14 protein-coding genes are annotated in these 14706 nt (G+C 70.7%); 10 read left to right on the top strand and 4 right to left on the bottom strand.

Features of this window, described 5'->3' with window-relative positions:
- Positions 1 to 264 precede the first annotated feature (264 nt).
- The 3 genes from IE97_RS0135505 to IE97_RS0135495 are packed head-to-tail and all read right to left on the bottom strand — an operon-like array spanning position 265 to position 2568.
- On the bottom strand, positions 265 to 1347 hold the full coding sequence (locus IE97_RS0135505; protein WP_030250571.1) for a hypothetical protein: 1083 nt from the start codon (positions 1345 to 1347) through the stop codon (positions 265 to 267).
- A 2-nt stretch (positions 1348 to 1349) separates the two neighbouring features.
- Complete coding sequence (locus IE97_RS0135500) at positions 1350 to 1604, bottom strand: MoaD/ThiS family protein (protein WP_010036212.1); 255 nt, start codon at positions 1602 to 1604, stop codon at positions 1350 to 1352.
- 37 nt (positions 1605 to 1641) lie between these two features.
- Positions 1642 to 2568, bottom strand: coding sequence for an alpha/beta hydrolase (locus IE97_RS0135495; protein WP_030250567.1), 927 nt, complete (start codon positions 2566 to 2568; stop codon positions 1642 to 1644).
- 172 nt (positions 2569 to 2740) lie between these two features.
- Here IE97_RS0135495 and IE97_RS0135490 point away from each other — a divergent pair, with 172 nt between their 5' ends.
- The 7 genes from IE97_RS0135490 to IE97_RS0135460 all read left to right on the top strand — a co-directional run bounded on the left by IE97_RS0135490 (position 2741) and on the right by IE97_RS0135460 (position 9191).
- Positions 2741 to 3520 (top strand): winged helix-turn-helix transcriptional regulator, encoded by a 780-nt coding sequence (locus tag IE97_RS0135490; protein WP_030250564.1) that lies wholly within the window; start codon positions 2741 to 2743, stop codon positions 3518 to 3520.
- Between the two features lie 115 nt (positions 3521 to 3635).
- Positions 3636 to 4658 (top strand): LacI family DNA-binding transcriptional regulator, encoded by a 1023-nt coding sequence (locus tag IE97_RS0135485; RefSeq protein ID WP_030250562.1) that lies wholly within the window; start codon positions 3636 to 3638, stop codon positions 4656 to 4658.
- 114 nt (positions 4659 to 4772) lie between these two features.
- Positions 4773 to 5771 carry a S1C family serine protease gene (locus tag IE97_RS0135480; protein ID WP_030250558.1) on the top strand — a complete coding sequence of 333 codons (999 nt, stop codon included), beginning with the start codon at positions 4773 to 4775 and terminating at the stop codon, positions 5769 to 5771.
- Positions 5772 to 5883: 112 nt separating this feature from the next.
- Positions 5884 to 6621: a response regulator transcription factor gene (locus tag IE97_RS0135475; RefSeq protein WP_030250554.1), complete on the top strand. Its 738-nt coding sequence runs from the start codon at positions 5884 to 5886 to the stop codon at positions 6619 to 6621.
- Entirely contained in the window at positions 6618 to 8072 is a 1455-nt protein-coding gene (locus IE97_RS0135470; protein WP_030250551.1) for a sensor histidine kinase, read from the top strand. Before IE97_RS0135475 ends, IE97_RS0135470 begins: the two co-directional genes overlap by 4 nt.
- Positions 8073 to 8133: 61 nt before the next feature.
- Positions 8134 to 8466 carry an ArsR/SmtB family transcription factor gene (locus tag IE97_RS0135465; RefSeq protein ID WP_030250548.1) on the top strand — a complete coding sequence of 111 codons (333 nt, stop codon included), beginning with the start codon at positions 8134 to 8136 and terminating at the stop codon, positions 8464 to 8466.
- A gap of 44 nt (positions 8467 to 8510) precedes the next feature.
- The gene (locus IE97_RS0135460; RefSeq protein ID WP_030250545.1) at positions 8511 to 9191 is read left to right on the top strand and encodes an NAD(P)H-dependent oxidoreductase; all 681 of its coding nucleotides are present in this window, start codon (positions 8511 to 8513) and stop codon (positions 9189 to 9191) included.
- A gap of 18 nt (positions 9192 to 9209) precedes the next feature.
- Here the strand turns inward: IE97_RS0135460 and mshD are convergent, their stop codons facing one another.
- Positions 9210 to 10136: a mycothiol synthase gene (gene mshD, locus IE97_RS0135455; protein ID WP_030250541.1), complete on the bottom strand. Its 927-nt coding sequence runs from the start codon at positions 10134 to 10136 to the stop codon at positions 9210 to 9212.
- A gap of 178 nt (positions 10137 to 10314) precedes the next feature.
- Here mshD and IE97_RS0135450 point away from each other — a divergent pair, with 178 nt between their 5' ends.
- From IE97_RS0135450 to IE97_RS0135440, 3 genes are all read left to right on the top strand, one after another.
- The gene (locus IE97_RS0135450; protein ID WP_030250538.1) at positions 10315 to 12150 is read left to right on the top strand and encodes a bifunctional metallophosphatase/5'-nucleotidase; all 1836 of its coding nucleotides are present in this window, start codon (positions 10315 to 10317) and stop codon (positions 12148 to 12150) included.
- A 58-nt stretch (positions 12151 to 12208) separates the two neighbouring features.
- A complete protein-coding gene (locus IE97_RS0135445; RefSeq protein WP_030250536.1) occupies positions 12209 to 13483 on the top strand; it encodes a DUF2993 domain-containing protein in 1275 nt (424 codons plus the stop codon).
- A 166-nt stretch (positions 13484 to 13649) separates the two neighbouring features.
- Positions 13650 to 14684 (top strand): glycoside hydrolase family 5 protein, encoded by a 1035-nt coding sequence (locus tag IE97_RS0135440; RefSeq protein WP_030250534.1) that lies wholly within the window; start codon positions 13650 to 13652, stop codon positions 14682 to 14684.
- Positions 14685 to 14706 lie beyond the last annotated feature (22 nt).

Here is a 14706-nt window from a genome sequence, read left to right as displayed (position 1 = left end):
GCGGTGCGGGGTGCCTCCCCCAAGTTCTCGGCTTCGCTCGAACAGGGGGGACCCCCACGCCCACCCGTGCCGCCCCAGCGGCACGACTGCCCGCAGCTAGGACAGCCTGCACCCGCGTACGCACGGAAGGGGACGTGTCGGGGGGTGTCCGCCCGCAGCTGGTTGGCGCGTCAACGGACAGTTGATCGGTCTCCGACCCCATCGCGCCGTTCCGAGGACGGACACCCCCCGGCGCGGCCCCGACCCACCACCAAACCGCCGGCGCTACACCAGCGCCCGGCCCAGTACGTAGACCACCGGAGCAGCGGCCGCCAGAGGCAGGGCCACGCCAGCCGTGAAGTGGACGAAGCGCGACGGATAGTCGTAGCTGGCGACCCGGTGACCGATCAGGGCACACGCCCCGGCCCCCGCACCGAGGAGGGCGCCAGACGGGCCCAGCCCCGTCAGCGCACCGGCCGCGACGCCCGCACCGGCCCCCGCCAGCAACGCCCCCACCACCGACGCCACCGTCGGCAACGGCAGGGCGCGGGCCAGGATCGCGACCGCCACCCCGACCGCACCCACGGTCACCGCGTCCGCCTCCGCCGCGAGGTACCCGCCCGCGACGATCGCCAGCGCCGACGCCGCGACCGTCGCCATCAGGCCGTACATCCGCTCGTCCGGGTCGGCGTGCGAGCGCAGCTGCAGCACCAGGGCCAGCAGCACCCACACCCCGAGCGTCCCCAGGATCGCGGACGGCGAGCGGCCCGACACCAGCAGCGCCGCGTCCGCGGCCAGCGCCCCCGCGAAGCCCAGCGCGATGCCCTGCCGCGCCGGCCACATCCCGTTCAACCGGAACCAGCCCGCCGCGGTGACGGCCTGGAGCACGACGAGCGGCACCAGGAGCATGTATGTCCCGACCGCCGCCGCGCCCGCCAGCAGCAGACCCAGCAGCGCCGTCAGCGCGGCCGGCTGCAACCCCGGCTCGATGATCGGCGACCGCCCCTCCGCCCGCGCCCGCTGCGCGTCCGTGACACGCGGGTTCCCGGCGAGAGTGGCCGGGCCGTACTCGGAAGAGGGAGCGGGAGCATCGGCGACCTCAGCGGAGGCGGGAGCCGGCACGTCGTATCCCTGCGGCGGCAGATACGCCGTCTCCTCCGCCGCCGTCACCTGCGCGTGCGTCTGCGTCTCCCAGGTCTGCCCCTGCCACTGCTGCGTGTACTGCTGGGCGGCGTACGGATCGTCGTACCCCTGATGCCCCTGCTGGTAGGGCCACCCCTGCGGCTGCTGCGGCTGAGGCGGTGGCTGCTGCCCGTACGGGCCGTAACCCTCGTAACCCTCGTACTGCTGGTTGGGCTGGTCGGTCATCGTCACCCTCCTGCGAACGGCGGGAGCACCTCGACCGTGCCGCCGTCGGCCAGCCGTACCGTCTCATGCCCACGCGTGCCCACGGGGTCACCGTCCACGAGGAACGAGCATCGCCGCAGCACGCGCTCCAGCTCACCCGGGTGCCGCTCGCGCACCCCGTCGAGCGCCTCGGCGAGCGTGGCCGCCTCGTACGGCTCCTCGGCCACCCCGGCCGCGGCCTTGGCGGCGGCCCAGTAGCGCACCGTGACCTTTGGCATCTGCTTCCTCAATCGCTTGTCGGTGAACCCCGCAAGGCTAGCCCGCCCGGCCCACGACCCACTCCCCGATCCGGCCCAGCAGATCGTCGCTCGCCGCGTGCTCGGCGTGCCCCATGCCCGGCTCCAGCCACAGTTCGCCCTGGTCACCCGCGGCCGCGGCCAGCATGCGCGGATGGTCGACGGGGAAGTAGCCGTCGGCGTCGCCGTGCACGATCAGCAGCGGCGTCGGGGCGATCCTCGGCACCGCCTCGACCGGCGAGAGCGGGACCGGGTTCCAGTCCCGGTGGTGGATCCGGGTACGGAAGCCGTACCGGCCCACCACCCGCCCCTCGGGCCGCGTCACCAGCCAGTGCAGCCGCCGCATCGGGGCCGTCCCCCGGTAGTACCAGCGGGCCGGGGCACTCACCGACACCACCACGTCGGTGCCCTCACCGGCGTCCCCGTACTCCTCCTCGGCACCCCCATACTCCCCGGCGCCCCCGTACTCCCCTGCGCCCCCGTACTCCCCGTACAACGCCGCGTGCCGCAACACCACCGAGCCGCCCATGGAGAACCCTACCGTCGCCACGCGCGCATGCCCCAGTTCCCGCGCCCACCGCACGGCCGCCGCCAGGTCGAGCACCTCCCGGTCCCCGACCGTGGACCGCCCGCCGGACGCCCCGTGCCCCCGGAAGGAGAAGGTGACGACGGCCCCGTACCGGGCGAAGGCCTGCGCGACCCGCCGTACGTGCGGCCGGTCCACCGCGCCGGTGAAGCCGTGGGCGACGACGAACACGGGGTGACCGGCAGGCGTCCGGGAGGCGTCGTATACGGCCGCCCCCGGGTCGTATACGGCGTCGATCGTCACGCCGTCGGAAGCACGCAGAAAAGTCCGTGAAGGCGTTCGCAAAGGGGCCCTACCGGTCGTCTCACAGTGCGGACGAACCGTGGATCGCGCCACATGACCTGACGAACCAGAGCTCATGTGGGCTATTCTGCTGGGCAGAGGACTCGGGCAGCGTCGCCCCCGGGTCCTTTTGTGCTTTCGGAAGCGTTGTATACGAAGCGGGAAACCGCAGGTGTACGGGGCCTTCGGGATCGCAGAGCTGTGCTGTGCCAACAAACGTCCTCGCAGGGACCGAGGAGGAACCAGACGTATGAGTTCTCTGCTGCTCCTGACCAACGCCCTCCAGCCGTCGACGGAGGTGCTCCCCGCTCTCGGCCTGCTCCTGCACAACGTGCGAGTGGCCCCCGCGGAGGGCCCCGCGCTCGTCGACACCCCGGGTGCCGACGTGATCCTCGTCGACGGCCGGCGCGATCTGCCGCAGGTCCGCAGCCTGTGCCAGCTGCTGCGCTCGACCGGGCCCGGCTGCCCGCTCGTCCTCGTCGTCACGGAGGGCGGTCTGGCCGCCGTCACCGCCGATTGGGGCATCGACGACGTCCTGCTCGACACCGCCGGCCCCGCGGAGGTGGAGGCGCGGCTGCGGCTGGCCATGGGACGGCAGCAGATCGTCAGCGACGACTCCCCGATGGAGATCCGCAACGGCGACCTGTCGGTCGACGAGGCGACGTACTCCGCCAAGCTCAAGGGCCGGGTCCTCGACCTGACCTTCAAGGAGTTCGAACTCCTGAAGTACCTCGCGCAGCACCCCGGCCGCGTCTTCACGCGCGCCCAGCTGCTGCAGGAGGTCTGGGGGTACGACTACTTCGGCGGCACGCGCACGGTCGACGTGCACGTACGACGACTGCGCGCCAAGCTCGGACCCGAGCACGAGTCGCTGATCGGCACCGTCCGGAACGTCGGTTATCGATTCGTTACGCCGGAGAAGGTGGAGCGCGCCGCCGAGGAGGCGAAGGCCAAGGCCGTCAAGGCGAAGCGGGACGACGCGGACGAGTCGGCCGCGCTGGACGCCGCGAAAAGCGGTGCCGAGGCGTAAAGGGACGCGGAAATCCCCACCTGAGGCTCGAACGGCAATCGGAATACTGTCGGGTAATCCCAGGAAACTCCTTTACGCCCTGCCCAGAGGCGGTATATCCGCGTAGACTCCGCGCGTGGCCAAGGTGACTCGGGATGATGTGGCGAGACTGGCAGGGACTTCCACTGCCGTGGTCAGTTATGTCATCAACAACGGACCCCGGCCGGTCGCCCCGGCCACGCGCGAGCGTGTCCTCGCCGCGATCAAGGAGCTGGGGTACCGGCCCGACCGGGTCGCCCAGGCGATGGCGTCCCGGCGTACGGATCTCATAGGCCTGATCATCCCGGACGCCCGCCAGCCCTTCTTCGGGGAGATGGCGCACGCGGTCGAACAGGCCGCCTCCGAGCGCGGAAAGATGGTGCTCGTCGGCAACACGGACTACGTGGGCGAGCGCGAGGTCCACTACCTGCGCGCCTTCCTGGGGATGCGGGTCTCGGGCCTGATCCTCGTCAGCCACGCGCTCAACGACCTGGCCGCCGCCGAGATCGAGGCCTGGGACGCCCGGGTGGTGCTGCTGCACGAGCGGCCCGAGGCCATCGACGACGTCGCCGTCGTCACCGACGACCTGGGCGGCGCCCAGCTCGCCGTACGGCACCTGCTGGAGCACGGCCACCCGTACGTGGCCTGTATGGGCGGCATCGCGGAGACGCCCGCGGTGGGCGACCCGGTCTCCGACCACGTCGAGGGCTGGCGGCGCGCGATGGACGAGGCCGGCATCTCGACGGAGGGCCGCCTCTTCGAGGCCCTCTACAACCGCTACGACGCCTACCAGGCCGCCCTGAAGATCCTCTCCGGCCCCGACCGCCCGCCGGCCATCTTCTGCTCCACCGACGACCAGGCGATCGGCCTGCTGCGGGCGGCGCGCGAACTGCGGATCGACGTCCCCGGCGAGCTGGCGGTGGCCGGCTTCGACGACATCAAGGAGGCGGCGCTGACCGACCCGCCGCTGACGACGATCGCCTCCGACCGTCCGGCGATGGCCCGCGCGGCGGTGGACCTCGTCCTCGACGACGGGCTGCGGGTCGCGGGGGCGCGGCGGGAGCGGCTGAAGACCTTCCCGTCACGGCTGGTCGTCCGGCGGTCCTGCGGCTGCGAGTAACGCCTCCGGGGCGCCTTTATTCGGAGGCGCCTTTATATCGGGCATACGAGGTTCTGTCGGGCTTCTCAGGATGCCCTCAGGAACCTCTCATGGTCGGGCGACAAGCTCTGAGACATGACCGAGAGCTTCCACCGCAGTGGCGAGAACCAGAACCCTTACGAGGGTCAGCAGGCCCCGGTGAACCCCGAGTGGCCGCCCCCGCCGGCGTACACCCCGGCACAGGCTCACAAGAAGCGCGGCCGTGGACCCATGGCCCTGATAGCCGCCGTGGCGATCGTCGCGGCGGCGATCGGCGGCGGCACCGCCTACGGCATCCAGGAGCTGACCGGCAACGACACCGTCGCCTCCAGCTCCACCAGCACCAACGTGGTGCCGTCCAGCCAGAAGGGCACCGTCGCCGGCGTCGCCAAGGCGGTCAGCCCGAGCATCGTCGAGATCAGCGCGAACTCCAACGCGGGGTCCTCCACCGGCTCCGGCGTGATCATCACCAGCGACGGCGAGATCGTCACCAACAACCACGTGGTCTCCGGCGCCTCGCAGATCAAGGTGACGACCAACGACGGCAAGTCCTACTCCGCGAAGGTCGTCGGCACCGACAGCAAGAAGGACCTGGCCCTGATCAAGCTGCAGAACGCCTCCGGCATGAAGGCGGCGACGCTCGGCGACTCCTCCGGCCTCCAGGTCGGCGACCAGGTCGTGGCGATCGGCTCCCCGGAGGGGCTGTCCGGCACCGTCACCAGCGGCATCATCTCGGCCCTCGACCGTGACGTCACGATCCCGACGGAGCAGGACCAGGGCCAGCAGCAGTGGGGGCAGGGCCAGGGCGACCAGTGGCCGTTCGAGTTCGGAGGGCGGCAGTTCAACGGCGACACCGGCTCGGACACCACGACGTACAAGGCGCTCCAGACCGACGCGTCCCTCAACCCGGGCAACTCCGGCGGTGCGCTGATCGACATGAACGGCAACATCATCGGGATCAACTCCGCGATGTACTCGCCGACGGGCGCCGCCTCGTCCTCCTCCGACGCGGGCAGCGTCGGCCTGGGCTTCGCCATCCCGATCAACACCGTCAAGGCCGACCTCGCGAAGCTGCGGGCCGGGTCCACCGACTGAGCGGGCCGCCGAGCACAGCGGAAAGCGGCTCCTCCCGGCCCGCCCCGCTGACATGCGACGCTGAGGACGTCAGAGCCCCACGTCCGCCCCATCACACCCGAGGACCCACCCCATGAGCCCCGCAGACGGCGACCGTGACCCGCAGCGCATCCTGATCGTCGACGACGAGCCGGCCGTACGCGAAGCACTTCAGCGCAGCCTCGCCTTCGAGGGGTATGGGACGGAGGTCGCCGTCGACGGCGCGGACGCCCTGGACAAGGCCGCGGCATACCGGCCCGACCTCGTCGTCCTCGACATCCAGATGCCCCGCATGGACGGCCTGACCGCCGCCCGCCGCATCCGCGCCACCGGCGACACGACGCCCATCCTGATGCTCACGGCCCGCGACACGGTCGGCGACCGGGTCACGGGCCTCGACGCGGGCGCCGACGACTACCTGGTCAAGCCCTTCGAACTCGACGAGCTCTTCGCCCGCATCCGCGCGCTGCTGCGCCGCAGTTCGTACGCGGCGGCCGTGGGCGCGGGCAGCCCCGCCGACCAGGACGCCCTCACCTTCGCCGACCTGCGCATGGATCTGGCGACGCGCGAGGTCACGCGGGGCGGCCGCCAGGTGGAGCTGACCCGTACGGAGTTCACACTGCTGGAGATGTTCATGGCGCACCCGCGCCAGGTGCTCACGCGGGAGCAGATCCTCAAGTCGGTCTGGGGATTCGACTTCGAGCCGTCGTCGAACTCCCTCGACGTGTACGTCATGTACCTGCGCCGCAAGACGGAGGCCGGCGGTGAGCCACGCCTCGTCCACACGGTGCGGGGTGTCGGCTACGTGTTGCGGCAGGGCGGCGCGGAGTGAACAAGGCCGTACGCCGCTTCCGCTCACTGCCGATCCGCTCGCGCCTGGCGCTGCTGGTGGCGGCGGCGGTGGCGTTCGCGGTCGCGGCGGTGTCGGTGACGTGCTGGTTCATCGTGCAGGGGAAGTTGTACGACCAGGTGGACGGGGACCTGGAGAAGATGCTCCAGAAGCCGGGACAGAACGTCGCCATTCAGCAGGCGGTGGACAACTGCACGCAGACCCCGCAGGGCGGCATCAGCTTCCGGAACAGCTCCTACTTCGAGGTCGTCAAGGCGGACGGGGAGATCTGCGTGCACTCCAGCTCCGTGGGCCTGGTCAAGGTCACCGAAGCCGACAAGGAAGTGATCGAGAACTCCCCCGTCGGTCGCGGCATCGTCCGCGACGGCGCCGACGAGCACGGCAACGCCCTTCGCGTGATGACCCTGCGTCTGGCCTCCGAGCAGCCCGACGCGCCCAACGCCGCGCTGATCCTCGCCGTGCCGCTGAAGAACACCAAGGCCACGCTCAACGATCTCGCCCTGATCCTGCTGCTGGTCTCGGGCGTGGGAGTCCTGGGTGCCGGAGCCGCCGGACTGGCGGTCGCCCGGGCCGGCCTGCGCCCCATCGACAAACTCACCGAGGCGGTCGAACACGTGGCCCGCACGGAAGACCTGGGCGTCCGCATCCCGGTGGACGACGACAGCGAGGACGAGGTGGCCCGGCTCTCCCACTCCTTCAACTCGATGACCTCGGCCCTGGCCAGCTCCCGCGAACTCCAGCAGCAGCTCATCGCGGACGCCGGCCACGAACTCCGCACGCCGCTCACCTCACTGCGCACCAACATCGAACTCCTCACCCGCAGCGAGGAGACCGGCCGCCCCATCCCCGAGGCGGACCGCAAGGCGCTCCTCGCGTCGGTGAAGGCGCAGATGACGGAGCTGGCGGCACTCATCGGCGACCTCCAGGAGCTGTCCCGTCCGGACACCGGCCAGCACTCGGGCCGCACCCAGATCGTCGCCTGGCACGACACCGTCGAGTCGGCGCTGCGGCGGGCCCGGCTGCGCGGCCCGGAGCTGTCGATCATGGCGGAGGTGCAACCCTGGTTCGTCCGGGCCGAGCCCTCCGCGCTGGAGCGTGCGGTGGTCAACGTCCTCGACAACGCGGTGAAGTTCAGCCCGCGGGGCGGCACGATCGAGGTGCGCCTGGCCGAGGGCGTCCTCACGGTCCGCGACCACGGCCCGGGCATCCCCGCCGACGAACTCCCCCACGTCTTCGACCGCTTCTGGCGCTCCCCGAGCGCTCGGGCACTGCCGGGCTCGGGACTCGGCCTGTCGATCGTGGCGCGCACGGTGCAGCAGGCCGGGGGTGAGGTGACGTTGGCCCGGGCCGAGGGCGGGGGCACGGTGGCGACGGTACGGCTGCCGGGGGCCGCGGTACCGCCGCCCGACAGCCCCGCCCTCACGGGCGAATAGGACGGATCCGGCATCGAGATATCGTGGTGTGTCGGACTGTCGAACGAGCGAGGGACGGCGCATGACCGCGACGGTGGGACTGGACGCGGGCGATCTGATCGAGGTGTTCAAGGCCCTCGGCAACCCCGCCCGTCTGCAGATCATGCAGTGGCTGAAGGACCCCGAGACGCACTTCGGCGAGTACGAACCGATCGCGGACCGCCGGTCGGTCGGCGTGTGCGTCACGCACATCCAGGCCAAGGCGGGACTCGCGCAGTCGACGGTGTCCAGCTATATGAGCACGCTCGAGCGGGCAGGGCTCGTGCGCCCCACCCGAGTGGGCAAGTGGACCCACTACCGCCGCGACGAGGAGCGGCTGGCTCAGCTGGCGCGGGAGATCGGCAGCAACCTCTGAGGCGTACACATTGACGAATCGCGATACGTCGATATGATTTCGCCATGTCGACCTTCGCCGCCGTGCCCACGGCCCTGATCGTTCACGCCCACCCCGAGCCCCACTCGTTCAACACCGCACAAATGACCGCCGCGACCGAGTCGCTGCGTGCGGCCGGCTACCGCGTCGACATCCTCGACCTCTACGCCGACGGCTGGGCCCCGGTGCTCGCCCGCGAGGAGTTCGCACCGGTGGACGGCCCGTTCAAGCCCCAGGCCGCACAGATGCGTGCGGTCGAGGAAGGGACGCTCGACGCGGCCGTCCAGGACCACCTCGACCTGCTGCTCGCCGCCGATCTGCTCGTACTGTCGTTCCCCCTGTGGTGGTTCTCGTTGCCGGCCGTCCTCAAGGGATGGGTGGACCGGGTCTTCGTGATGGGCGGGGTCTTCGGCGGGGAGTTCGGCCTCTTCGGCGACGCGGCGCTCGCCGGGAAGCGCGCGATGCTGTTGTTCACGACCGGCGGCCCCAGCGAGTCGTTCCAGCAGGGCGGCGCCTTCGGCCCGATGGACGACTTCCTGTTCCACATCCACCGCGGCATGCTGGAGTTCGTCGGCTTCCAGGTCCTCGAACCGGTCATCACCTACGGACCGGCCCGCATGACCGACCGGGAACGAACGGCGGCGCTGGACGCGGTCAGCGAGTCCGTCGCGCGCGTCGCGGCGGGAAGGCCGCTCCCCGTGGGCTGACAACGGGCCCCGGCACCGTCACGTCTCCGTCCGGTACATCAGATCCACCTCGTGCGTGACGAACCCCAGCCGCTCGTACACCGACACCGCCGCCTTGTTGTCGGCGTCGACGTACAGCATCGCGGTCGGCAGCCCCTGCCCCGCGAGATGCCGCAGGCCGATGGTGGTGAGGGCCTTGCCGAGGCCACCCCCCTGGGCGCCCGGCCCGACGCCGAGGACGTACACCTCGCCGAGGCCCTCCTCGGCGTGGACCTTCGTCCAGTGGAAGCCGACGAGTTCGTCACCGCGGAAGGCCAGGAAGAAACCCGCCGGGTCGAACCACGGCTCGGCCTTGCGGTCGTCGAGGTCGCGTTGGGTGAGGGAGCCCTGCTCGGGGTGGTGGGCGAAGGCGGCGGCGTTCACGGCGAGCCAGGCCGCGTCGTCCTGGCCGGGCACGAAGGTGCGGACGGTGACGCCGTCGGGGAGGACCGGCTCGGGCGCGTCGAAGTCGGTCAACGGGCGCCGCATCTGACGCAGTTCACGGAACAGGGTCAGCCCCAGCACCTGGGCGAGATGCCGGGCGGCGGAGTGGCCGCCGTGCGCCCACACCCGCAGCCGCTTGCCGGACGCGGCCAGGAGGGCCGAGCCGAGCGCCCGTCCGTGGCCCTGACCGCGGTGCTCCGGGTGGACGACCAGCTCGGCCGCCGGCGGCTCCACCACGTCCGTGTCCTCCAGCTGGGCGTAACCGAGCAGTTCGCCGTCGACCGTGAGCAGCAGATGGGACACGCCCTCGCGCTCACCGCCGCGCAACTGCAACCGGCCCTGTTCGGACACCGCCTGCTGCCCGTCGGTGGCGGCGGCCTCGTCGAGCAGCCCGAGAACCGCCTCGGTCTGCTCCGCGGGGAGCGCGGCGTACGTGTCGATCGAGCGGCTGCGGCCGGGGCGTACGGTGTCGTCGCTGGTCATGGGTACGAGGGTAAAGGGCGGCACCGGCAAATCGGCGGCAAAGAAGCAACCAGGCTGTAACCACGAAACACCTGTCGCGCTACGCGCGTTGACTCTAGGCTGCGCCGGACGACATCACTCTTCGGACGACATCACTGTCCGGACGACATCACTGTCCAGCAGACACCCAGGGGGGCGAATGCCAGCCACTTCACCCGCAGCGGCACCGGCGCACCAGGAGCGCCGCAGACGTCGTAACACCCGCCGCCTTGTCGCTTTCACCGCTGGTGTCGCCGCCGTCGGCGCGCTGGCCGCGGCGATGGTGCCCGGGTCGGCGTCGGCCGGTGAGAACCACCGCGAGGGCGGCGGCCACTGGCCCGGCCGCTACCAGGACGTCCAGCTGCTGTCCTTCAACGACCTGCACGGCAACCTGGAGCCCCCCGCCGGCTCCTCCGGCCGGGTCACCGAACTCCAGCACGACGGCACGACGAAGACCATCGACGCGGGTGGCGCCGAGTACCTCGCCACGCATCTGCGCCAGGCCCGCAAGGGCGAGAAGTACTCCATCACCGCGGCCGGCGGTGACATGGTCGGCGCCTCCCCGCTGATCTCCGGTCTCTTCCACGACGAACCGACCATCGAGGCGCTGAACAAGCTCGACCTCGACGTCACCTCCGTCGGCAACCACGAGTTCGACGAGGGCGCCAAGGAGCTGGCCCGTCTGCAGAAGGGCGGCTGCCACCCCAAGGACGGCTGCTACACGGACGAGGAGTTCGAGGGCGCCGACTTCCCCTACCTGGCCGCCAACGTCCTCGACGAGAAGACGAAGAAGCCGATCCTCAAGCCCTACTGGGTGTGGAAGAAGAACGGCGTCAAGGTCGGCTTCATCGGCGTGACGCTGGAGGGCACCCCGGACATCGTCTCCGCCGAGGGCGTCAAGGGCCTCACCTTCAAGGACGAGGTCGAGACGATCAACAAGTACGCCAAGGTGCTGCAGCGCCAGGGCGTGAAGTCGATCGTCGCGCTCATCCACGAGGGCGGCTTCCCGGCGTCGACGTCGTACAACTACGACTGTGACGCCCCGGGTGCCGGGGACGGCGTCTCCGGGCCGATCGTCGACATCGCCAAGAACATCACGCCGCAGGTGGACGCGCTGGTGACGGGCCACACCCACGCCCCGTACGTGTGCACGATCGACGACCCGGCGGGCAAGCCCCGCATGGTCACCTCGGCCGCCTCCTTCGGCCGCCTCTACACCGACACCACGCTCACGTACGACCGCCTGACCGGCGACATCGCCCGTACGGCCGTGAAGTCGGCGAACCACGTGGTCACCCGGGACGTCCCCAAGGCGCCCGACATGACCGAGCTGATCAGCAAGTGGAACACCCTGGCGGCGCCCATCGGCAACCGCGCGATCGGCCACATCTCCGGCGACATCGGCAACACCGGAACCGAGTCCCCGCTCGGCGACCTCATCGCCGACGCCCAGCTCGCCCACGGCAAGCAGCTCGACCCGGAGACCGACCTGGCGCTGATGAACCCCGGAGGCATCCGGGCGCCGCTGACGTACGCGGCCAAGGCCGGTGAGGGCGACGGTGTCGTGACGTACGCCGAAGGGTTCACCGTCCAGCCGTTCGCCAACACCGTGAATCTCCAGAACTTCACGGGCGCGCAGCTCATCCAGATCCTCAAGGAGCAGGTGACCGGCGCGAACGCGGCGGCCCCGAAGGTCCTCCAGGTCTCCTCCGGCCTGACCTACACGCTGGACCTCACCAAGTCCGGCGCGGACCGCGTGGTCACGGACAGCATCAAGCTGAACGGCCAGACCATCGACCCGGCGGCCACCTACCGCGTCGCGACGAACAGCTTCCTCGCGGGCGGCGGCGACGGTTTCCCGACGCTGGGCCAGGGCGCCGACGACGTCGTCGGCGCCGACGACCTGACCGCGCTGGAGCAGTACCTGACGGCCAACTCGTCGGCCACGAACCCGATCGCGCCGCCGAAGGCGGACCGGATCACGATCGTGAGCTGAATCGCACCACTGTGGTTCAGGTTGCGTGCAGGGGCGGTGCGCATGTTCGGATGAGACGATGCGCACCCCCCACCGCATGGACACGCACCACCGTCCCGACGACCGCTCCGACGACCGATCCGAGGACCGCTCCGACGACCGATCCGAGGGACGCCACAACCCGTACGACGAACTCGGTGTCCTCGACGACGGTCCTCTGGAGTCGACCCCTCTGGAGGAGTTCCTCGGCGAGGACGCCGAACAGCGGGACGAACAGGAACCCGAGTGGTCGCCGCCCGACCACCGCCGAGGCGGCCGGCGCAAGAAGAACCGTTTCGCCGGACTGCCCCTCGCCCTGAAGGCCGTAGTCGCTCTCCTCGTACTCGCGGCCTTCCTCGCCCTCGGCGACCGCTGGGCCGTGCTGTACGCCGAACACCGCGCCGCGGACACCCTCAAGGACCGCCTCGACCTGGCGGCGGCGCCCGAGGTGGAGATCGGCGGGTTCCCCTTCCTCACCCAGCTCGCGGAGAAGCGCCTGGACTCGGTGAAGGTGACCGTCCCGGACGTCGCCGCCGACCGGGTGTCCCTCGCCAAGGTGTCGGCCACGGCCCATGACATCCGGCTGGACGCCGACGGCCTGACATCCGTGCGCGGCGCCGACATCCCCAGGTTCGACGGGGACGTCCTGCTGTCCTTCGAGGACCTGAACCGCGAACTCGGCGCCTCCCAGGTGACGTTCACCGGCGAGGGCCGTGACCGGGTGCGGGCCGACGGCACCCTGCCGGTCGCCGGGCACGACCTGCGGCTGCGCGCCGAGGCCCGGATCCAGCGGCAGGGCGAGCGGGGCATCGCCACGGAGATCGGCGGTATGCGGCTCGACATCGGCGACCTGGCCACCTACCGGCCCGGCACGCGTGCCTCGGAAGGCCTGCACCTGACGCCCAAGGCCAGCGCCGACCTCGCCCGCGAGACGCAGAAGGCCAGGGCGCTGCTGTCGGTCCCGGCCATCGTGCAGCGGATGGGAGTGCCCGAGACGACCGTCAGCGAGGCCCTCGCCGACGACGGCAAGCTCACCGAACTGACCGGCTCCCCGCGCTTCGCCCGCCAGGCCGAGCGCCTCAACCTCATCGACCTGGCCCTGAGCAACCCCGACGTGATGCGCCGCCTGGGTCTCGACCCGGGTCTCCTCGACGAGCTGTCCCGCCTGACCCGCCCGGTCCTCGCCGACCGGCTGGCGCTGGCGTTCGAACTGCCGAAGCCGGAGCAGGGGGACGTGCGGCTGCAGGACGTACGGGTGGAGGAGGACGGCATCCGGGTACGGGTGTCGGGCTCGGGGCTGTCGGTGGGCGGCTGAGCCCTGGGGACGGGGCACGGGGCCCTGGGCACGAGGCACGGGGCCCCTGAATGAAACTTGGTGTGCAGATGTGTTGACCTCTGTTCGAGTCTCCTTCTAGTTTCGTGCTCCACTGAGCGGTCCGTCTCCGGGCCGCTCACCTTCGCACTCCTCAGAAGGGGATGTCGTGTCACGAAAGAACCACCGCGGGACAGCTTGCGTGGGGGCGCTGCTGGCCTGCGTCACGGCATTCGGCGGAGCGCTCGCCTCCCCCGCGGCCGCCTCGCCCGCCTCCGACACCGCCACGCCACCGCCCGTGAGTGACTTCAAGGGCGTCAACTGGGCCGACCCGCGCGACAACTACGCCGACGACGCGGTCGTGCCCTCGGGCCTGTCCACCTCCGACAGCTACGCCACCACCTACGCCAAGTCCGAGGCGATCATCAGCGGCTTCGGCAAGCTCGGCGCCAACACGGTCCGCCTGCCGGTCAACCCGAGCTCCGTGAACGGCCCGTTCTGGAAGTCGTACCGGGGCGCGATCGACGCGGCCACCGCCAAGGGCTTCAAGGTCATCCTGGGCTACTGGGAGGCCGACAACGCCAAGGACGGCAAGATCGACGACCAGGCCGCCTGGGACCAGATGTGGGCGCGGCTCACCTCCGCCTACGCCGGCAACTCCAAGGTGTACTTCGAGCCGATGAACGAGCCCTTCGGCTACACCGCCCAGGAGTGGACCGACGTCGCCGCGCGCTGGGTGACCAAGCACCGCTTCATACCCCGCGACCGGGTCCTGATCGGCGGCTACAAGTACAGCGAGGACGTCAAGCCCGTCTGCGCCGACCCGCGCCTCAAGGGCACCCGCCTGGCCCTGCACAACTACGGCTTCTGGCACACCGACTGGACCAGCGTCGACCAGTGGAAGGCCGACTTCAAGCAGCGCATCGGAGACTGCGCCTCGCGCACCATCCTCGACGAGTTCGGCGCCTCCATGACCACGGGCCTGGACTACAACGGCCCCGTCAACGGCTCCAACGAGGTCGCCTACATCCAGGCCGCCACCGACACCATCCGTGAACTGGGCCTGGGCTCGGTCTACTGGCCCGGCCTGCGCAACGGCGACACCTACTCGCTCACCACGCTCCAGGGCACGGGCACGAACCTCAGCCTGACGGTGAACAACCAGAGCGGCCTGGACCGGCTGCACTACGCCTGGAGGCATTAGCGACAGCGATGGTGACCCTTCC

It is taken from the genome of Streptomyces sp. NRRL S-455 (assembly GCF_000717875.1).
In the GTDB taxonomy this organism is placed as follows: domain Bacteria; phylum Actinomycetota; class Actinomycetes; order Streptomycetales; family Streptomycetaceae; genus Streptomyces.
The sequence above is the reverse complement of the archived record's forward strand: the minus strand, read 5'-3'. Positions and strand labels throughout refer to the sequence as shown.